The following is a 19831-nucleotide window of genomic DNA, read 5'->3' as shown; positions in this document are numbered from 1 at the left end:
AACAGCACAAGCCCTGTATCTCACGGTGGAGGATCGAGGTCCTGCCCTGGGACTAGCGTAAGCCATCGCGCATTGAATTCAAGGGAATAAACTGGACCGCCCGGGTGTTTTAAAACCGGAGGCGATTTTGACTAAGTGCGTTGTCGGTTACAGCCAGAGCACACCAGGACATTCAAATGATCCCTTATATTGGCCCAGAGATGGCGAGAGCCCTGACGACTAGGCCTGACAGCATCGAACCTGAATCTCAAATTAGCACAGAGCCCCCTCGAATGCCGCAGAGCAGGCTTATCTTAAATTGCTCGCAGGCCATACTAGGACTACGGCATTCCAACAGGTTCGCCGCCACAGTAAGCCTGATCTTACGATGGCTCCGGTAATTCCCTTCTCCACGAAGATTTGGTAACGATTAAAGACCGTGACCGCGTCTGTATCAATTATGCTTTCATCCCTTGAATCTGTGCTTGCCATCAAATCTAGTTCTTGGTTTCTAGAGCCCATATGTCCGGCTCTCATTTGGCCAACTTCAATAAGCAAATAGGGTAGGCGAAACCGAAAACGTCCAAGGACGTCAACCTCAAGCGTTAGCCGCTGAAAGGGAGACCCGCATGCATCCTACTTACGAAGCGGAAAAAGAACTTACAACTTATGTCCTAATCTATTTGTTTGCGGCATTCTCTATGAAGCGATTTGGAAGGACTCATAAACCGTCATTTGTGATTCTCGATCACGGCTCAGTGAGTGCATTGGCAATTTGGCATCAAAATGAGAGCAAGGAACTGGTTCTATGGTTTGATCGCACTGAGCCCGCGCTGCTTGAGGAGCGGTTGGATTGAAGGATCGCCGCCACGCCAGTTGCGGTACAGCTTGGCGTAATCAACGGTGCTACCTGCAGAGAGAACCATCTGGCGAAAGCGGTCGCCGTTAGCGCGAGTGAGACCACCGTGATCCATGAACGACTGGAAAGCGTCGTCATCGAGCATCTCCGACCGGAGATACGCGTAGTAGCCGGCGGCGTATTCGTGGGACCAGATGTGCAAGAAATAAGTCGAGCGGTAGCGCGGTGGAACTTCGTTGAGGTCGAGATGGGTCTGACTCGTTTGAGAGCACCGTGGTCGGCCTCGATGAAGTTATTGAGATACTTGCATGTGCGATCCTCCGTGTCGGGAGCCATTTTTCTTTCTCGCTGCAGCCTGATGATGGCTTTGGATAGAATCCGAGCTGGTCTGTCGCGATCGAGGACGGTGGCCAGTGGCGCATGGTCGTCAACGCTTTTCCGAGGAAACGATAGGTCGCACGGGCGTTCCGTCGATCCGTCAACATGAAGTCGATCAGCCGGCCGTCCTTATCGACAGATCGGAACAGATACTTCCACTTTCCTCCGCCCCTCACGTAGATCTCGTCCACTCGCCACGAGCTTACCCGATAACCCTTATACCAACTTCTCCAGCTCAGGCGTGGAGCGATGGACCCACCGCATGATTGTGGATGGGTCTACTTCTACGCCGCGCTCCTGCATCATCTCCGCAAGATCGCGATAGCTGATCCCATACTTGCAATACCAGCGAACACAAACCAAAATGATCTCGACAGGAAAACGGCGACGCTTGAACATGACCCATCCTAACGTTCCTACCTTCCCTTCCTCCTAAACCGAGTTGATGCAACAGTGCCCGTATTGTCATTCGCGATCTCCGATACGTGCTGCATATAGTGCTCTTGCTCGGAATATTTAGTGATGCTGGGTGTTTTAATAGACAAACGCTTTCATGCACGATGTCGATTTAACTAGACAAGGTTATTAAAATGATTGTTGCTGTGTTGATGAAAATTAGAAAAAAACTAACTGGTAATACTTTAAGAATCAAGGATGCGACAAGACAAACAGACTTCACTATTGCTGCGATCGTAGGATTGCTGCTGTCACTTGTTACACCTTTCGCTCGAGCCCAAGCAACTTCTAGTCCCGGAATACATGCCCGCGAAGTAGAAGTCATGATCGTAACTATGTTCGGTCCGGAAACTAAGGTATGGCTTGATCATTTGGGCCCATGGGATGTAATCAATATTCCGGGTCTCTCACCGGATTATCCTGATATCCATTGCAATCGTCAGAGTATTTGTGTGATGACGACTGATATGGGACACGCTAACGCTGCAGCCTCCCTTATGGCGTTGACGTTCTCCAATCAGTTTGATCTGCGTCAAAGCTATTTTCTGATAACGGGAATTGCAGGAATTGACCCTATGCAAGGCACACTTGGCTCAGCCGCATGGGCTAAGTATTTAGTTGATTTTGGAGCACAATGGGAAATCGATTCCCGAGAAAAACCGAAGGAGTGGCCAAGCGGCTTCGTAGCAGTTGGAGGAAAGTCGCCTAATGAACTGCCGCGCCTTATGAATCACACAGAACTTTTTGAATTAAATCCAAGGCTGGTAGATGTCGCCTTCGCGCTCTCTAAAAATGTTCCTTTAGCTGATAGTCCAGGGGCACGAGCCACGCGCGCAAAGTACGCCTACTCGCCCGCGAATGAGCCACCGAAGGTGCTTCAATGCGACACACTTTCTGATGACACATGGTGGGCGGGCAACTTGATTGGTGACCGGGCGCGAGCTTGGACTAAACAACTCACTCAGGAAAAGGGCACGTATTGTACGTCTCAAGAGGAGGACAATGCGACCTACGTAGCACTAAAACGCGCTGCAAGTGCAGGACGAATAGACTTGCTACGTGTCGCCGTTCTCCGCACCGGATCAGATTTTGATCGACCCTATCCCGGGCAGAGTGCATTTGGCAGTCTTTTCAGTTTTGAGTCTGCAGGAGGTTTTGGGCCTGCGATCGAGAACCTCTATCGTGCTGGCCTTCCCCTAATAACGAATATCTCTGAATACTGGCAAGAATGGCGCGGTGGTGTACCTTCCCATCTGAATCCGTCGAGTGGAGAGAGTCATTCGGACAGGAAGTAATGACAAAGGGAGTCAGCTTTAATATGTAATCTAAAGTTAGATCCAATTCGATAGACGAGTTGCGTCTGATCAATAGCATCTGGCGAACAAGGCCCAACAAATAATGTCTGGGCCTTGTTTGAGTTCTCTTCATCGGTAACTCATAGTATCGGTCTGCGGATTACAACTAGCCTCTACTCTTAAGGGGAGTAGCTAACAACTGAGAACGGTTAGTTCTTTGTCAAAAAAACAGTGCCACGGAGCAGTTCACGCGTCAGGAGATCGACACATTGCTCGATCGACGGTTTTGTTTCTCATCACCGTAGCGGATTGCGACTTCTTCGGGTAGGACTACACGAGAGCAACAAATGCAGATCAGAGCCCTTACTTCGACTAATGGCGCGAAGGTCTTATCTGGATAGCTCTGAAATACGGACGATCTCGCAAAACATAACTGGGCGGCGCAGTCTCAAGGAATAAACGTGGTAGCGCCGTGTTTTTATGTGTGTAGCTGCTATTCCTTATTGTCATGTCATCACGGAATTTGGCATGCTCGCCAACAAGAGACCAACGTTAGGTCAACAACAACATATAAGGGAAATCTGCATCGTGTTTTCAGCTATTACATTAGATATAGCGTACGAGACAATTCTCCCAGACTATTCCACGCTTTCATTACTGTTAGATATAGACCACTTTCTGACGTAGTGCGATAACTTAACTTGCTTGTGTCGCCCGACTTGTGCGCAAGCGAAATGTACCGACGAATCCGGATACGAAGGAAAATCAGCAGCCCATGCGAAGCCGCCTGGAGAATTACTTTCATTTTACAGAACTGTCCGCCACGTGGCGGACAGAGATGTTGGCCGGGCTGACGACGTTCATCACGATGGCTTACATCATCTTCGTTAACCCGGCGATTCTTTCGCAGACCGGGATGCCGTTAGCGGCGGTGACGACTTCGACTTGCTTATGCGCGGCGTTCGGGTCGATCATGATGGGTACGCTGGCGAACTATCCGCTGGCGCTGGCCCCGGGCATGGGGCTGAACGCCTACTTCACGTATACGGTCGTGAAGGGCATGGGCGTGCCGTGGCAGACGGCGCTGGGCGCGGTGTTTCTTTCGGGCGTGATCTTTCTGATGCTGACGTTTGGAGGCATCCGGCAGAAGCTGGTGGGGGCGATTCCGTATCAACTGCATGCGTCGGTTGCGGGCGGCATCGGGTTGTTTATCGCGTTCATCGGACTGCGGAAGTCGGGGATCATTGTGCCGAGCGCGGCGACTACGGTGACGTTAGGAAATATGCATTCGCCGGCGGTGTTGTTGGCAATGTTTGGGATACTTCTGATTGCGGTGCTGCAGGCGTATCGCGTAAAGGCGTCCATGCTGATTGGCGTGCTGGCGACGCTGGCACTGGGGATTGCGTGTCACCAGGTGAAGTGGCAGCCTTCGACGTTCAATCCGATGGCGATCCGACAGACGGCGTTTCATCTTGATATTCGCGGCGCGCTGAAGATGAATGCGCTGGAGATTATTTTCGTGTTCCTGTTCGTCGATCTGTTCGACAATATTGGGACGTTCGTGGCGGTGACGGAACGAGCGGGGTTAATCAGGGAAGACCATACGATTCCGCGGCTGGACAAGATTTTCTTTGCGGATGCGACCTCGACGGTGGTGGGATCGCTGGCGGGGACGAGCACGGTAACCAGCTATATTGAGAGCTCGGCGGGCGTGGCGGCGGGCGGGCGCACGGGTGTGACGGCGATTGTGACCGGGTTGCTGTTTTTGACGGCAATCTTTGTGGCGCCGGTGGTTGGCGCGATTCCGGACTTTGCCGCGGCACCGGCATTGATTCTAGTGGGTGCGCTGATGGTCGCGGGCGCGGCCAGAATTGACTGGGAGGAACCGCGGGTGGCGATCCCGTCGTTCCTGACGTTCATTACGATTCCTCTGACGTACTCGATCGCTACGGGTCTGTCGTTTGGAATCATCAGCTTCGCGGCGCTGGAATTGGCGACCGGCCGCGGACGGCGGCAGCACTGGATACTTTATCTGCTGGCGTTGCTGTTTCTGTCGCGATTTGCGTATCTTCATGCAGAATAAGCTGGAGAGAAGAACAGGATGTGTGGAAATCGCAACGAACAAAGGAACTCAGAGCGTCTTAATCTTCGCCGCAAGTTGAATAACGACAGCTTCGATTGAATGCCAAATAGAGTCCGCGCCCGTTCGTACTCGACGCGAGCAGACGGAGAGTCGTGGTTTTGCCCGCCCCCGCGTAAGCATCGATGCGGAAGATTTGGCATCGCCAACTTAAGTGTGTGAGATCCTTAGGCGGTGAGCAGTCTGAGAGCAGATATCGTCGGCACCGATTTCCCATCGAAGCGTAAAGAAGTGCGTATGGCTATACTTTCGTTTTGCCTTGAGCTATCGCAACGCCGAAGAGATGATGGCCAAGCGAGGCGTGCCGGTGACATATGAGACAGTCCGAGAATGGTGTCAGAAGGTCGGCTCGCTCTATGCGCTGTTGCTGAGGAGGAAGCGAGCGCGCATCGGATCAAAGTGGCACCTGGACGAAGTCTTCATCCAGATGAATGGCGTGCAACATTATTTGTGGCGAGCCGTGGACCAAAACGGAGTGGTCATTGATATTCTGGTTCAGCCAAAGAGGGATCGCTGGGCAGCGTTACACTTCTTTTCGGAAGCTACTGCATGCTGCAGAGAACCGCCGCGCGTTATCATCACAGATAAGTTACGGAGCTATGCTGCAGCCAGAAAGCTCATCATGCCCGACATAGAACATCGGCAGAGCCGCTATCTGAATAATCGAGCCGAGAACTCGCATCAACCAACCCGCGTCCGAGAAAGGCAAATAAAGCGCTTCAAATCTCCGGAGCAGGCACAACGTTTTCTGTCTCTGTTCGAGCCTCTCAACGCTCCCTTTCGATTGCGTCGGCATCTTCTCTCTGCAAACCATTATCGGCTATTGCTCAACCAATCCTTTCACTTATGGAACAAAACTGCCCTCGCTGCACTCGTTGCATAGCTCCCAATGTGAGTGCCTACCTATTCTCACCATTAAGTTGACGATGCCTCAAGCTACATTGCCTCAAGACGCAAGGGGATACCTGACTTGGTGTGGCGACTAAAAACGGTCAACAACATGTGATCGATACCCACAAGTCAGCTTTTAGGTACCAATGGCCTCCTTTCGAGAAGCGCGTTTCCCCGTACTAATCTGCCATCCCAACCACGCGGTCTTCGGCGTGGGTCTGCCGAAGAATCCAGCAATGGGGAGACGGTCGGATAGCAGAGCACGTAGTCGTAATTATCAGCCCAGTAAATGAGATTTGTCTCTAACGGGGTCCGCTTGACAGCTGGGATTGCATGCAGCATTGGTCGTATCTGTCTGAGGTCGTAAAGCGTGGTTGCGCTTCCTGAGAGGCTTGCAAGAAGGGCAAAGGTCAATTCGTCCTGACGCTCGTCTGCTTCGAAGGTTTGTCCGGCCAGGTGTTCCTTGCCGACAGCAGCGAACACTCCAACGTTGACGACAGAACTGCCTCTGAGCAAGCGCCCCACGCCGCGACGAAGTTCCCGAGGGTCGAAACGCCGCGTGCATCCAGACCGTGATGCAGGTGATTCCGTCCGAACCGGAGCATAACTTTACCTTGCGGAGCTTGCTCACGATGGCGCAGGAAAAGCTTTTTTATCACTCGCTCGCGTTCGCTAGACGCTAAATATCGGCTGTGAGAATCAGGGCGAAGTGCTTCGACGTTTAAGGTATCGAATGTGCTTTCCGAAAGTGAAATGCCACCGACCTGAACGTCATTTAGTGGATGCTCTGATTTCTCTAACCGCAAGAGTTCTGGAGCAAGTTTGCGGCTGTAACCCTGAGAGACGATCTCCTGCATGTCACAGAGGTTGGCATCGGTGAGGTTCAGTAAGGCCAACTGTCTTATGAGTCGGTCCGGCTGCTCTTCCTCAATGTCACATCGCCAGGGGACAGACTGCTGTGATGCCGCTAAGCGGCGCATATCTGCGGCTTGCTGACGGGTCCACAAACCCGGAACGATCGACTTCTACCCGTGACACCCGATGGACCTCCTGCTCGCTGACCAAATGCCACGCGACCTTCGCGTTTTCTGCAACACAGAGCCAGCCAACATACAAGCTTACGGTTTTTGACGTTTGGTGTGGTGCGCCCAACGGGCGCCTAACCTCAATTGTCCTTGGGTATCTTTGATAAAACACTGCAAGCCCTTGTTTACTCGTTTCGGGCGTAACAAGCCCGAACCAAGATTGTCCACTCTTTTACTGAGTCATTAGGCCGATTTTCCACAGCGTGGGGATAACGAGAAGACCAATACCATCGCAGGCTACGAAAGCTCCATCCGACTTTGATCCTTTACAGTAAGGAGAGAAACCGAACTAAGAGTCGCGCTGAATATAAGCCAAAAAGCTATACTTAGACAGTTTCCCGTGTAAGTCGCTAGACCAGAAATGATGGCTGGTGTGAATCCGCCGAAAATGGCCACTCCCAAGCCGTACGCAGAAGATGTTCCGCTAGACCGTACTGCTGTAGGAAAGAGCTCTGACAACAATGCGGTTGCAGGACCCGAATACACTGACACCAGAATGGCCAACATTATCTGTACCTCAATCAGCGTGGCGGCGTCAGGATGGTGAGTCAGATAAGAAAAGGCTGGATACGTGAAGATGATAAGACTAACTGAAGAAGATAGCATAACTGATTTTCTACTGAATCTGTCAGCGACAGCTCCCGCCACTGGAGAGGTCATTGCAATTACGCCGACGATAATCAGAGAAAAGTATGCGTCAGATTGTGAGATGTTTAACACCTGGTGCGCATACGTTGGTATATACAGCGCGACATAACTGCCAACCGTCCCTATCGTCACAACACCTATGCCTATCAATAACTTTTTAAAGTGTTTGGTGTAGACCAAATGTATCGGACTGTCATTAGTTGCTTTCTGCCTCTGCTTAATGAAGAGGTCAGGCTCTGCAATGTGTCTCCGAATGTAAAACCCAACAGGCGCAATCAGCGTTCCAAGTAAGAATGGTATACGCCATGCCCAGGTGTCCACCTGGTTCTTCGTAAAAAGAAAGGTAATAATTAGCGCAACAACTGCGCAAAGCACAAGTGCCGCCCCTTGGACCCCAGATTGAAATGCTGCATAAAAAGCGCGACTCATGGTCGGCGCGTCCTCGACAGTCAAGGTAATGGCGCTTCCAACTTCTCCCCCGGCAGAGAAGCCTTGTATCAGGCGGGCAATCAGAAGAATAACTGGCGCCGCAATCCCAATTTTTGCTGCCGAAGGACAGACACCAATAATGAAGGACCCGCTGGCCATGAGCAGAACAGTGGATGTAAGTGCCGCCTTGCGGCCCGCCCTATCTGCATATGCTCCGAATAAGGCGGCACCGAGCGGTCGGGCCATAAAACCGACTCCGAATGTGAGGAGGCTCCCCATGAGTGAAGTAAAGTCATTTTTCGTTGGAAAAAAAATACGAGATATTTGAACTGCAAACGTAGCATAGACAATAAAGTCATAGCATTCGAGTAAGTTGCCAATGCATGCCGCCATGACCGCACGAAAATTATTGGGGCGAAGCAACCGGTCAACTGGTATCAAAGTAGAACTCATCTTCGTCTCCTCGCGCTCGGTTCGAAACGAGCATTCAAGAGCTGAAATTGAAGGTATTCACTCTTGACCGTTAAGTGGAAACCATCTGCGAAGGGTGACAGGGAAAAAGAAGCCCCAGACAGGGCCCACCCTGAGGCTCGCGAGTACTAATGTCATGCTGCCTTATCTAATAACCCGCGATGCGCGTATAAATTCCTCAATGAGTTCCATTAGCTATTCCGCTTCCAACAAATATCGTCAAAAGAAGCCCCCCGAGATTGATCCGGAGAGGCCGTGGAAGTGTTGTGATCTTGAATTAGCTGCAGCCTGTCACAATGCCATTCGTCCTGGTTGGTGTTTGCGGAGCAGTACATTTGCCAGTGAACCCGGTTGCCTGTCCGACCCAAGAGGGCTTGGGCAACCACGCCGCTCATACCCAAGTTCACCCGGAAACTCATCAAGATGCGAGTCACTGCGTCAGCGAACATTGTTGAGCAATGCCTGCTCGACGATGGTCGCGGCTGCATCGAGTCCTTGAGTATCAGCAATGATCTGTTGCAAGTAACGGGCTTTATTTCCGTATTCCGAATTGCCTAACACCTTCTGTATCGATTCCAGAAGGCGGTTCGCTGTAAGGTTCTCGAATGCAATGAATTCACCTACCCCGTGCAAGGCAATTCTGGCAGCAATTCCTGGTTGGTCGTAAGTAATTGGGAGGGCAACCATGGGTATTCCTTGCGCAAGTGACTCAAGCACAGTGTTGATACCCGCATGGGTAATACAAAGGGCTGCTTGTTTCAGCAATGCAATCTGGGGGTGCTTTGCAAACGATGATTGCATCTGCCGGAACGGGGCTAAGAGCGTCCGCATTCACATTGTTGCCGAAGGAAAGCACTAGCTGAGTAGACGGAAGGCTGGCCGCAGCAGTCAGAATTGCGTTGTAGATCTTCTCGATTCCGTTGACCAGAGTGCCGAGTGAGGCATAAATCACCGGTTTGCTGTTCAATCTTTCCCAAGGAAAGGCGATATCCTCGCGACCATCGTCGTCGTGGAAAGGGCCGGCATAATGGAAGTTGGCTGGCCAAGGGATATTCGGGAAGTCAAACTCACGTGGCGTCTGCGTAATCTCAGCCAGAGTTGAATGAGTAGCTCTCGGATCATCCCAGTCAATCTGCAATCCATGTTTTCCGCATAGATTTTCGCGGAATCCGCTGCTGGCGCAAAAGATTCTTGCAGCTGTTTTACGCCTGCGATATTTCTGGAATGGGCCTCTTGAGTAGTTTCATGGGGCCAGGGAAAGACGCAGACTGGGGTCGCCCCGGAAAGGTCCATATGAAGAATGGTCCATATATACACGTAAGGTATGCCAAGACTCATGGGTAGTCCTTTTCGCAAAAGGGTACAAAGGGTAAATTTGCTGCATGCGCGAACAGCTCAACATCAGGAATTCCGAAAAAAAAGAATTTCATGTCCACGGGATTGGACTTTACGCGCCAGCGCTGTCATTGGGTTTCAGATGCCCGACCATAGGTAAACTCAGAAAGCCAATCTTCATGCCGACATACTCCTTAAGGAATAAGGACGTTCCTTATGCGTTTATTCCGTTTTGATGACTTCGTCCCTCAGGCTCCTATCGTCTCCGATGAGGTGGGGCATTTCGGGCTGGTTCGATGTTGAGATGGAGAAGTTCCGGAGTCGGCTCGCTTGCGCGACGAGTCACTCCCTCGCTTTCCGCGCCATAGCCCGGAGCTTCGGATATCCGGAGTGGAAGCTAACAGGGACTCTCACTCTAAACACAGTGGTGGAAGCGTTCCGAATGCCGGAGAACTTGACCTTCCATTCGGGACTGACACTTTCAAAGTGGTCGTATTGCTCCGTACTGCTCGACGCCGTAAAGCGCTTCCTGTTGAGTAATGATGAACATCCGCAGCACGCGCATGTTCCACGCTATGGGTGTCTTGAAGCACTCGATGCCGGGGGCTTTGCTCAGTTCACCAACCAGGCAATCTCACACTTGAAGGCTCTATGGGATGCCATGTGCCACAAGAACGCCGGTCTTCCGCTTGGTCACGATGGCTACCTGAAGCTTTGGGCACTCTCTCAACCGAAAGCACGGGTCGATTACATTCTCGTCGACGAAGCACAGGACCTGAATCCTGTTCTGCTCGGTGTCCTGAAGCGCATGGACTGTCCTGTCGTGTATGTCGGCGACCCCTATCAACAGATCTATGAATGGTGGGGAGCGGTAAACGCGATGGCCGAGGTATCGACGCCTCACCATGTTCTCCTTTCCCAGTCGTACCGGTTCGGCCCCGCAATTGCCGGCGCTGCAACTGCGATTCTTCGCTCACTCGGAGCGAAGAATCCGGAACGAGGATTGGAAGCGATCCAGTCCCAAGTTGCTGTAGTCCATCCTCAGGTCGTTCTGTCCCGCACCAATGCCGGCGTTATTGGCAATATTCTAAAGTGCCTCTCCAGCAGAATGCCCTGTCATGTCCTTGGCGGAACCAGCAGCCTGGAGATGTTGCTGACCGATGTCCGTCGCGTCAAGCAGGGACAAGCCGGGCAGTCGTCTGAATTGCTGGGCTTCGCTACCTGGAAGGACGTTATGTCGTTCAGCACCGGACAGAGGGGAAGTACCTCCGCAGTCTCGTCAACCTCGTCCAGGAATTCGGGGAAGAAACGATGCTCAGGGCGATCGCCGGTTGCGTTCCCAACGAGGGGGATGCCCGGATCGTCTGCTCAACGACACATAAAGTGAAAGGCAGAGAGGGGGGTACGTCGCGATTGATCCCGATTTCCTCTCCGCGCGTCCACCATCGCCACGTTCCGATCACCAGGAATCGATCGCCGCGGAGCGGCGACTCCTCTATGTTGCCGTGACGCGTGCAAAGTATGCAGTCGACCTACCGCAAAGCCTACTCAGTCGTTTCGAACTGAACCGAGCGACGAGTGAGGTCTTCGGCGCTCCACCTGTGGCCGGGTCCATCGTTGATCATGCTCCCACTTCGGAAGATCCTCGCCTGGCCGGTGTAGTGTCTCCTTATCATTCGCCTGCTAAGGGAGAGTGCGAGAGATGACATCGCTCCGACGGATCTTCGGTTGGAGGTGCCGGCTATTGGAGAGCATCTGATTGTCGATTAACCAAGGAGACGAGCGACTCAGACGAGCCTATACTGCCGGACATCATGTTCGAAGAGCCCAGAGGAACCTTTATGAGAGTGATCGCTGTTGCGATGGTGTGTGCCTCCACATTTCTGTGCATTGCCCAAGAGCAGGCCAAGCAGCCTTCTACTCCACCGTGGGGCGCACCACCGACCGAGTTGAAGATGGTGGATTTCATGCTCGGCGAGTGGTCCAAGTCAGAAACCGGAGAAATGGCGGGCAAAAAGGGAGACATCACCTTCAGGCTCTCCATCTCGAAGGCCCTGAGCGGGCGCTACGTGCAGGTGAAGCACGTACACAATATGCCCGGCGAACCGGACGTCGAGGGTATGCGCGTGGAGGGTATCCACATGCTCACCTACGATCCAGACAAAAAGCTCTGGCGGGCGTGGTGGTTCAGCGGTACGGATACGAATGTGTCGGAGCTCAGCGGTAGTTTCGAGGGCGACAAGCTCCAGATGGTAAGTAAACCATTCCAGATTCCTCGCCCGCCGGGAGAGCGAACCATCCGCGCGAGTTGGCGAATGACCTCCGAAAGGGGACTGAATCTGACCATAGAATTCAAGCAGGGCGATTCCTGGGTCACGTTTATTGATCGGACATACGTGAAGAAGTAATGAGATCGCGTTTTGGGCCTGGCGGCCAAACGAGAAATGGCAGCATCACACAAAGACCTGGATGAGATCTGGGGCCGCCGTCCAAACGTTCATCGAGAAGTTGGAAAATCAGCCCGTATTCAAACTGTTTTATTGGTTGTTGAGCGTCGACCAGCATCCAATCCGCCATGGGGCAAAACGAATTCAATGCACGATGTCTGCAAAGCGAACCTGGAAATGACTTCGATCCACCTGGGTGCGAAACCAGCTTGATGCTCCTGAGGCGATGGGCAAATCAAGATCCCACTCTCGAACGCATCTTTCCCGATATCCCGGAGGACGCTATTGGGCCCCTCGCAGAGGCCTACTATAACCATCGGAATCGCTGTCAGAAATGTAACGAAACCGGAGCCGCAAAAGAGCCGGATCCCATCTTCTTCTAGATAATTCGCTCGTCGCAATCCTAATCATTGGCGAGCATGGTCTTCACTCCCTTCGGCTCGAACTGTCTGTCTGACTTAGGCGTTCTTCCACGTTGCATCGGAATGACTTTCTTGTTCTGGGCTGGCTTCTGCACCTCGTAACATGAGGTGAGGCTCATGAACAGGGCGGGCTTCCCTTTTGGTTTGCCCATCTATCTGCGTTCAGCGTGCCGCGCTCAAAGCACCCCCGCCCTTCGAACGCACGCTCTCCTTCCCAGAATCCGCTGCGCGCCTCTATAGGTGCGGACTCCTTGCCCCAGGCAAGCTGGGGTCCCTTTCCGCAGATTCCGTTTAGTCGCCGAGGGAGTGGGTCGCGACGGCACACCCGTTGGGCAAGCGTGTACCGCAGACAGCGGACAAACCAAAAAGGATGCCATTGCGATTTCGTATCGATTTGCGTCAGCTTACGAGCAATTTCTGGTTGGCAGCCAGCGCCTCCACTAACTGCGGTAACCTTTTGGTCGCGTCGTAAGATGCGAACTCGTGCGCAAGCTTCTGCGCACGAGCGCGGTATTCCGGCTTTGCGAGGATCTGGTCGACCGCATCGCGTATCTGCTCAGGCGTTGGCGTATCCGTGGCGAGACTGATGCCCGTTCCCGACCAGGTAACACGAGCAGCGACCTCCGGTTTGTCCTCGCCCATGCCCACTACAACCATGGGTACACCAAAGCTGATCGTTTGTGTCACGGTTCCGAAGCTGCCGAAGGCGACCAACACATCTACATCAGGCAGGATCTCGCCGAAGTTGAGGAACTGGGAAGCAACTGTGTTCGGAGTGAGCGTGCAGGGAATATTCTCGATGGGCTTTCCACCCGTCGTGAGGAGAAGCAGGAAGTCTTCGCGATCGCCGAGACCGAGGACCGTAGGAGCCAGCAGCTTACCCAGATCGTTGTTGGCAAGCGTTCCCTGGCTGACGAGAACAATCTTCCGTCCGGCCTTTTTTGCTTCCTTGATTTGTGCAGGCACATCGCCGGTGCCGCTGGGCGGCAATGCCCCTATAAAGTGCAGCTTCTCTTCGGGTTCGCGAAGGGGGAACTCGAAGCCCGGCGAGCAGGGTTGAAGGATCAAATCTGCGAGCACCGCTTCGGATGTGAAGAGCCACGCCGGTAGAGCCGGCTGGCCAATATCGGCCAGCATCTGGTCGGCCACACGTCCCATAGGAAGCCAATTCGTCTCCTCCAGGTTGCGCGCGACCTCGGCATACTCTTTTCGCTTTTCCGGATCCTCGCTCGGCAGCAGTCCAGGCCCCCACGGTGCTCCGTCTGCGCGCTCAAGGGGCAGTGCGGAGATTCCCAGGTAGACGCTCGCCGGCCGCTCGGAGCGAGGACCGAGAAGCATTGGAAGCACGCCGGCGAAGCCGGTTTCGTGTATCACAACCTCGGCAGGGAACACTTTGAGGATCGCCTGCAACCCTCGGAACTGGGAGATCATAGGATTGACGAAGACTCCCGCGCGGAGCTTCACCATATCCTCAGGACCGGGTGTTACCTTGTGCTCTTCAAAAAAGGATGCCAAGAAGTCCCGCACACCCTGATCGGCGTCTTCGGGCAGGGGAAAAAATCGTATCCCGGCTCTTTCAATCTTGTCGCGAAAGATTACGCTGGTGTAGATGGCTGTTTCATGGCCTGCATCCTTAAGGATGCGGGCTGCGACGAATATCGGATTAAGGTGTCCGGTAGCTGGAATAGATGCAAGCAGTATTTTCATCTAGTTTCTTCTCGGTCCTTACGGAAAAAAATGTTGCTAATATTAAAATGCTTTGTGCACCAAAATATTCCCACCGGTAAAGTCGGCCCGACGGATTTGCACACGTCTCAGCCGCGCCACCCCGAGGGACTCTTCGAAGCGGAATACTTCGCTGATGAAGATTCTGTTCTTGTGCCAGCTGATGTCGCCGCTATTGTTAGCTCGTCGCAACAGGAGAACCTTCGGATACGTGAATTCTGGCAACTTGCGCGGCAGTCGGATCGAGGCTTGGGATCGAACCCGGCTGAGTTGTTCGGTCCGCAACTGGACGCATAGCCGACTATTGTCCTAAGTGACGAAAAGAGAGCCGTTTCTCGGTACCAATCCGATCGGCCTTCAAAAGCGCTTTAGACACTTCTCGACAAAACAAGCCACTGGCATCTCGACGAGTGTGTAGTCCCATATGTGTGCCTGTGTGGTGACCTCTATTTTCATGTCCGCACCTATCGCCGTATCTTGGTTCTAACGAAGCGCGGTCAGGGTGGCCGAATCATCGGCCTCTGCAAGACCAACCCCAGGCATCTTTGATGAGCATGAGACCACTGCCATGCTATTGCAGCACCTTCTCCCAGCTGCGAAGAATTCGTAAATCGAGGGAAAACGTATGGTGAATGATTCGGTTGGGCCCTGCATATCGCTCTGGTGGCCGCCGTCGTAGGCTGGCTAGTCTTTTGTGCCTCTCACTCCATCGCGGTCTGGAAGAAGCGAAACGCCAACGGAGAGAATCGCGGCGCTCACGGCCTGCTCTTCGCGGGTTTATTACTGGCTGTCGCAGCGTTCGTTGCCGGTTGGCTCAATCGCGAGCTGGTCCGAAGGGCCGGGGTCATGCTCGGCACAGATTTCTTTGTTGTGCATGCGCATGCGCATGCTATTTCCCATCTCACACACAGTGATTCCATCCGGGATCACGCGACACTTGCGATCTTCGACGATCACGCAACCGAGAGGGCGGAACAGCAGCTCATTGGCGAGATCAATGTCCTGGAGAATCAAATTGCGAGTGCACGACTCAGGCCGCTGGAACTCAATCCTGAGCTGATACGCGTGTCACAGGATGCAAGTGATTCGCAACGCGGAAGGCTTACTCAACTGGTTACGGAGTTCTGAGCTCAACCGGGCCGGGTGCTGCCCTAACGTCGATGGTCTATGAAGACAACCATATCGCTGCCCAGCGGGCAAAGAACGACGCAGCCAAAATGCAATTTGAACGCACCGCTGCGCTGGTGAAGCAAGGTGTCGTGGCGCGAGCCGAGTTGGACGTCGCCTCTGTCGCCACGGAAGCCGCAGCGCAGGAATTGCACGAGCGCGAGAATCTGATTCAAGCGGCAAATGATGGGTCTCAGGCCGTGCAGCGTGCCGAAGACGCAATCGTTCGTGATGGACAACGCGCGCAGGCCGAGCGAGGTGCCGAACTGGCAGTACTTGAAGCGAAACTTGCCGAGTTCCGCGCGAATCCTGCAGAGCTTCACAAGGAAGAGAGAGTTACGGCGCCCTTCTCCCGGCACCATTGTTTACCTCCACCCCACACCCGCGCTGGCCGACGATGGCCAGGTGATCCTTGCGCTGGCGGAAGGCCCAGGTTTCCAGGCAACCGTACAAATTCCGGCACGCGAAGCATCCATGCTGAAGACGGGACAGGAGCTGCGCATGAAACTTAAGCGCTCTCTCGTGAGCGACGAAGTCTCCGGGCGCCTGCGGGAGATTCACACTGTCTCCGGGTACCCAGACCGCAGCAACCTCGTAATCGAGTGTGATCTGCCTCCCGAACAGTTCAAGGCATTATCGTCGGGATCGATACCAGTTACGCTGCAATGGCGGCCGCCGCTTTACACCGACCACATCTGCCAGGCAGGGCTGATCTTCTCCATTGTGCCGATGTTGGCATGGATCATCGCGCGGGTGCGCGCCAGGTTTGCCCGCAAATCTAGTGCAAATGAAACAGATCAGAACCTGACCGAAGATTGGTCTTACTCCAGGGAGGAACAAGAGGAGTTCCTTCAACTGGGCATCAAACTCGACACAGACCTTCGAACGCAGCATCCGGTGAGCAAGTGAATGCCCGCACGCGGCGCGATACGCTGATGCCAACCAGGGTATCGACGTCGTGGCTCTTCTGGATCACGTTCTGCTTCGGATGCCACCAATGATCGTTTGCCGCGTTTAAGGCTCGTACAACCGGAATCCTACATAGATGGCCGTCTCGCGCAAGAACCGTCTCGCGATGACCTCCGAAGTATTCTTCGTCCGGCCTCTTTAGCGTGTAGCACGTCGCGCACAATCCCAAAGCGAGAATCTTCTCGCTCCCACAGGGACAGCAAATCGCACGTTGAAAAGGCTTCTTCTTCATCGCTCACATGACCATAATGCGCCGTGCTTCGACTGTCTCAATCTCAACCATCCAGCCGTGTACCTGGAACAATGCTCCATCATCGCATCGCACAGTGAAAGTAGAATCAAGATCGCATGTTCCAGAAATAGGGTCGAAGTCTTCACCGCCGATAACTGCCCCCTCAACGTCGAACCCGCCACCAGTGCAAATTACTCGCATCACTTCCCTCCCCTCCGTTTGATCGTGGTTCTTTGTGGCTTTCGTGACTTTGTTGCAACCTTCAGCTTCACCGGCCCCGGTCTAACGATCCGGTCGATAGTAGACTTCGACACTAAACATCGTTCCTAGCTCCTGCTTCGAATACTGGTTGCCATCCCACAGTGAGCGAATCTTGTTCATCTGGTCTTTTGTAAGCTTTGGCTTGCGTCCACCCAGCCGCCCGCGAGCTTTAGTAGCAGCCAAGCCCGCCATCGTACGCTCACGGATCAGTTCCCTCTCAAACTCGGCCAGAGATGCGAAGACATGAAAGATCAGGCGTCCCGCTGCATGGCTCGTATCAAACTTCTCTTTCAGCGAGACGAAAGCTACCTTGCGGCGCTGAAGACTATTCACAATCTCCAGCAAATCGGCTAGCGACCTTCCAAGACGATCGAGACGCCACACAATGAGGGTGTCTCCCTCATCGAGACGGTCAAGGCATCGAGTCAGCTCGAATCGCATCGAGGAGTTGACGACGCGAGACGCTTTCTATTGCCCTCGCTTCAGGGTCGGAGCGCATGTCCCTCAACTCCACCTCCTCAATTGGGTCGAGGATGCCATGGTTTGTGCATGGGCGTTTATACGTGTCCCATAAACCGCGAATCGTCCCATACCATCCAATTCTTGTCGAGTATTTGCGCCCGGCAGCTCGAGTAGAGTCGACGAGCCAATACATTTCTAAAATCGACGTTCACACAGACGCGTTTTGCCTCTTGCTCGACAAACCAGGCCCCCATTCGGGTGATAAGCGCGCGGGCAACACCGGATCCTCGACGGTCAACAGCGATGTTGATCCATTGCAATTCTCCTTGGCAGCCGAACCTCTGCGTCAGATGCCCCGCAATGAACGCCACAACTTCTTCATCAACAGCTACAAAAATTGCGCGCGACTGCAACGCATGCTGGGGTGAATGCTCCCGGCTCAGATATCTGGAGATTCTGTCCCCCCAGAACAACTCGTTTTCAGAGTCGGCAGCACGGATCGACACCATGCTGGCAATGTCGCTTTCTTCAGCACTTCTGAGAACTATGGGCATATGCCTTCTTTCCCTGTCGGCGCGCAAGCCATTCTGCGGAAATTGATTCGTATCCATTGGATAGATCCATCATGGCCTCGCAATAGCAAAGCTGGTTGGTTATGCGAGAGTCCGGCCCATGTCCGGCTAAGCGGAAGTAGTCGAGGGCACGCAATACGTCGTATTGCCAGCGGACTGGAAATGAGAACTGCAGCCATAGAGGATCGACAATTTCGCCCGTGCTCTTACGTCGGAACAACTTTCGTTCGAGGAGGTACTCCTCGCCCCTCCGCCGAGCAGCGATGGATTCTGAAGAGTCACCCGCTGCGCGCTCGTAGGCCAATAATCCGTCGAGGACGTTGATCGTGGTCGCGAACGACGAGCGAACGGAGCCGTTCTCTGCCTCGCAATTCCACCCGCCGTCCTCAAGCTGCTCGCGAAGCAGGCGAACAACGATGGCTTCCACATCCTGGCCGAAGTAAATGCCCAATGTGACGGTCCTGCCATTGATGCACGGCTCAACCTCGCCTGAGAAGAAGGGCTGCCCCGCGTGCTCCCATCGGCAGTGGTCTCTGAGCAACGCGACCGCCCGGCGTACTTGGTCAGAGCGCGGGTCGATTCCAAAATCGTACAGCAATTGAAGAGTGGGCAACGTGGAGATCCAGGGCTGACCCTCGGTCTCGTCGGCCAGGTCATAGCTCGGTGCCGGAAAGCACGCACCTCCCGCCCATTGGCCATCCTCGCTCTGCGAAGCTAGCAGTCTAGCGCGCCCCATCCCTCTGTGGCGACGCGCGCGCGCTCCGCAGCGATGACCTCAGCCGGCGCATGAACAAGATCGCGCAACACCTGCCAACGGATAGCAGGGTCCGAATCGAGGAGCCACTCCATAACGTTCATGTCTCAAATCTCCATGGCCTCGAGAGTGTCTTCTGGCCTCATATCCGGCCTAACTATTTGGAACGCCTTCTCGATCGCAACAGCGGCCACGTCCAGACCGTTTATTTCCTCAATGATGTTCTGAAAGTAGAGTGCCTTCTTGCGATAGCCTGGATGCGCCAGCACTTTCTGAATTGCCTCTCCTAGCCGCATTATCGATAAGTCCTGAAGTTCCACAAACTCTCCTACTCCGTGATGTGCAATCCGAGCCGCCACACCGGGTTGATCATATCCAATAGGAATCGCAACCATCAGCACGCCCTGCCCCAAGGATTCAAGCGCTGTATTTAGACCCGCATGGGTGATGCAGAGTGTCGCACGTTTCAGAAGCTCAATTTGAGGGGCGGTGCGGACGAGGATTGCATTCGATGGGATCGGCCCGAGGTTATATGTATCAATATTTGTGCCGACTGATAGCACCAACTGTAAATCCGGACGATTCTCAAATACCCCTAGAATCGCTTTATACACGTGCTCCAGACCGTTGAGCAGGGTTCCCATAGCCGGATAGACGATAGGCTTGGCACCGAGTGCTTCCCACGGAAATGGAATGGTCTCCCTTCCCTCGATCTATGTCTTCGGCAAGTGGCCGAAAAACCGGCTATCCGGAAATCTAGCTAAATCCGGAACGCACTTATGGGGGCGCGGGATTTCACTTTATGATGCCAAAATGTCAACTTATGGGGTCAACCGGAGAAGCTGTGGGTTACC

General features: G+C 53.6%; 21 protein-coding genes and 2 pseudogenes. 9 read left to right on the top strand and 14 right to left on the bottom strand.

Annotated features, from left to right (window positions below):
• Positions 1 to 608 precede the first annotated feature (608 nt).
• A complete protein-coding gene (locus AC5S26_RS24530) occupies positions 609 to 836 on the top strand; it encodes a hypothetical protein (RefSeq protein ID WP_494187576.1) in 228 nt (75 codons plus the stop codon).
• Here the strand turns inward: AC5S26_RS24530 and AC5S26_RS24525 are convergent.
• From AC5S26_RS24525 to AC5S26_RS24515, 3 genes and pseudogenes are all read right to left on the bottom strand, one after another.
• A pseudogene (locus AC5S26_RS24525) lies at positions 786 to 1088 on the bottom strand (M3 family metallopeptidase); the annotation flags it as partial. The gene AC5S26_RS24530 and the pseudogene AC5S26_RS24525 overlap by 51 nt on opposite strands.
• On the bottom strand, positions 973 to 1407 hold the full coding sequence (locus tag AC5S26_RS24520) for a DDE-type integrase/transposase/recombinase (protein WP_494187575.1): 435 nt from the start codon (positions 1405 to 1407) through the stop codon (positions 973 to 975). The gene AC5S26_RS24520 and the pseudogene AC5S26_RS24525, both read right to left, overlap by 116 nt.
• 25 nt (positions 1408 to 1432) lie before the next feature.
• Complete coding sequence (locus AC5S26_RS24515) at positions 1433 to 1615, bottom strand: hypothetical protein (protein WP_494187574.1); 183 nt, start codon at positions 1613 to 1615, stop codon at positions 1433 to 1435.
• Positions 1616 to 1806: 191 nt separating this feature from the next.
• Here AC5S26_RS24515 and AC5S26_RS24510 point away from each other — a divergent pair, with 191 nt between their 5' ends.
• The 3 genes from AC5S26_RS24510 (at position 1807) to AC5S26_RS24500 (ending at position 5990) form a co-directional block, all read left to right on the top strand.
• On the top strand, positions 1807 to 2967 hold the full coding sequence (locus tag AC5S26_RS24510; RefSeq protein ID WP_494187573.1) for a purine-nucleoside phosphorylase: 1161 nt from the start codon (positions 1807 to 1809) through the stop codon (positions 2965 to 2967).
• Between the two features lie 775 nt (positions 2968 to 3742).
• Positions 3743 to 5050: an NCS2 family permease gene (locus AC5S26_RS24505; protein WP_494187572.1), complete on the top strand. Its 1308-nt coding sequence runs from the start codon at positions 3743 to 3745 to the stop codon at positions 5048 to 5050.
• 250 nt (positions 5051 to 5300) lie between these two features.
• Positions 5301 to 5990: an IS6 family transposase gene (locus AC5S26_RS24500; protein WP_494187611.1), complete on the top strand. Its 690-nt coding sequence runs from the start codon at positions 5301 to 5303 to the stop codon at positions 5988 to 5990.
• Positions 5991 to 6408: 418 nt separating this feature from the next.
• Here the strand turns inward: AC5S26_RS24500 and AC5S26_RS24495 are convergent, their stop codons facing one another.
• From AC5S26_RS24495 to AC5S26_RS24485, 3 genes are all read right to left on the bottom strand, one after another.
• Positions 6409 to 6894, bottom strand: a complete 486-nt coding sequence (locus AC5S26_RS24495) for a hypothetical protein (protein ID WP_494187571.1) — start codon at positions 6892 to 6894, stop codon at positions 6409 to 6411.
• A gap of 426 nt (positions 6895 to 7320) precedes the next feature.
• Positions 7321 to 8613: an MFS transporter gene (locus AC5S26_RS24490; protein ID WP_494187570.1), complete on the bottom strand. Its 1293-nt coding sequence runs from the start codon at positions 8611 to 8613 to the stop codon at positions 7321 to 7323.
• 456 nt (positions 8614 to 9069) lie between these two features.
• On the bottom strand, positions 9070 to 9462 hold the full coding sequence (locus AC5S26_RS24485; RefSeq protein WP_494187569.1) for a glycosyltransferase: 393 nt from the start codon (positions 9460 to 9462) through the stop codon (positions 9070 to 9072).
• A gap of 946 nt (positions 9463 to 10408) precedes the next feature.
• Between AC5S26_RS24485 and AC5S26_RS24480 the strand changes: the two genes are divergently transcribed.
• From AC5S26_RS24480 to AC5S26_RS24470, 3 genes are all read left to right on the top strand, one after another.
• Complete coding sequence (locus AC5S26_RS24480) at positions 10409 to 11353, top strand: UvrD-helicase domain-containing protein (RefSeq protein ID WP_494187568.1); 945 nt, start codon at positions 10409 to 10411, stop codon at positions 11351 to 11353.
• 454 nt (positions 11354 to 11807) lie between these two features.
• Entirely contained in the window at positions 11808 to 12374 is a 567-nt protein-coding gene (locus AC5S26_RS24475; protein ID WP_494187567.1) for a DUF1579 family protein, read from the top strand.
• 12 nt (positions 12375 to 12386) lie between these two features.
• The gene (locus AC5S26_RS24470) at positions 12387 to 12626 is read left to right on the top strand and encodes a hypothetical protein (RefSeq protein WP_494187566.1); all 240 of its coding nucleotides are present in this window, start codon (positions 12387 to 12389) and stop codon (positions 12624 to 12626) included.
• 608 nt (positions 12627 to 13234) lie between these two features.
• Here AC5S26_RS24470 and AC5S26_RS24465 read toward each other — a convergent pair.
• Both AC5S26_RS24465 and AC5S26_RS24460 read right to left on the bottom strand, forming a co-directional pair.
• A complete protein-coding gene (locus AC5S26_RS24465) occupies positions 13235 to 14542 on the bottom strand; it encodes a glycosyltransferase (protein WP_494187565.1) in 1308 nt (435 codons plus the stop codon).
• Positions 14543 to 14671: 129 nt separating this feature from the next.
• Positions 14672 to 14809, bottom strand: a pseudogene (locus AC5S26_RS24460) (IS481 family transposase); the annotation flags it as partial.
• A gap of 414 nt (positions 14810 to 15223) precedes the next feature.
• Here AC5S26_RS24460 and AC5S26_RS24455 point away from each other — a divergent pair.
• Positions 15224 to 15688, top strand: a complete 465-nt coding sequence (locus AC5S26_RS24455; protein WP_494187564.1) for a hypothetical protein — start codon at positions 15224 to 15226, stop codon at positions 15686 to 15688.
• 23 nt (positions 15689 to 15711) lie between these two features.
• On the opposite strand, the gene AC5S26_RS24450 is transcribed toward AC5S26_RS24455, so the two are convergent.
• Positions 15712 to 16089, bottom strand: a complete 378-nt coding sequence (locus AC5S26_RS24450) for a hypothetical protein (protein WP_494187563.1) — start codon at positions 16087 to 16089, stop codon at positions 15712 to 15714.
• A 43-nt stretch (positions 16090 to 16132) separates the two neighbouring features.
• Here AC5S26_RS24450 and AC5S26_RS24445 point away from each other — a divergent pair, with 43 nt between their 5' ends.
• Positions 16133 to 16636 (top strand): hypothetical protein, encoded by a 504-nt coding sequence (locus tag AC5S26_RS24445; protein ID WP_494187562.1) that lies wholly within the window; start codon positions 16133 to 16135, stop codon positions 16634 to 16636.
• Between the two features lie 574 nt (positions 16637 to 17210).
• Here the strand turns inward: AC5S26_RS24445 and AC5S26_RS24440 are convergent.
• From AC5S26_RS24440 to AC5S26_RS24420, 5 genes are all read right to left on the bottom strand, one after another.
• Positions 17211 to 17630, bottom strand: coding sequence for a recombinase family protein (locus AC5S26_RS24440; protein WP_494187561.1), 420 nt, complete (start codon positions 17628 to 17630; stop codon positions 17211 to 17213).
• Positions 17631 to 17746: 116 nt separating this feature from the next.
• The gene (locus tag AC5S26_RS24435; protein WP_494187560.1) at positions 17747 to 18205 is read right to left on the bottom strand and encodes a GNAT family N-acetyltransferase; all 459 of its coding nucleotides are present in this window, start codon (positions 18203 to 18205) and stop codon (positions 17747 to 17749) included.
• On the bottom strand, positions 18180 to 18959 hold the full coding sequence (locus tag AC5S26_RS24430) for a hypothetical protein (protein ID WP_494187559.1): 780 nt from the start codon (positions 18957 to 18959) through the stop codon (positions 18180 to 18182). Before AC5S26_RS24430 ends, AC5S26_RS24435 begins: the two co-directional genes overlap by 26 nt.
• A complete protein-coding gene (locus tag AC5S26_RS24425; protein WP_494187558.1) occupies positions 18938 to 19081 on the bottom strand; it encodes a hypothetical protein in 144 nt (47 codons plus the stop codon). Before AC5S26_RS24425 ends, AC5S26_RS24430 begins: the two co-directional genes overlap by 22 nt.
• Positions 19082 to 19084: 3 nt before the next feature.
• Positions 19085 to 19621, bottom strand: a complete 537-nt coding sequence (locus AC5S26_RS24420) for a glycosyltransferase (RefSeq protein ID WP_494187557.1) — start codon at positions 19619 to 19621, stop codon at positions 19085 to 19087.
• Between the last annotated feature and the right edge of the window lie 210 nt (positions 19622 to 19831).

Source organism: Edaphobacter sp. FHG110511_03, assembly GCF_059115365.1.
The sequence above is the reverse complement of the archived record's forward strand: the minus strand, read 5'-3'. Positions and strand labels throughout refer to the sequence as shown.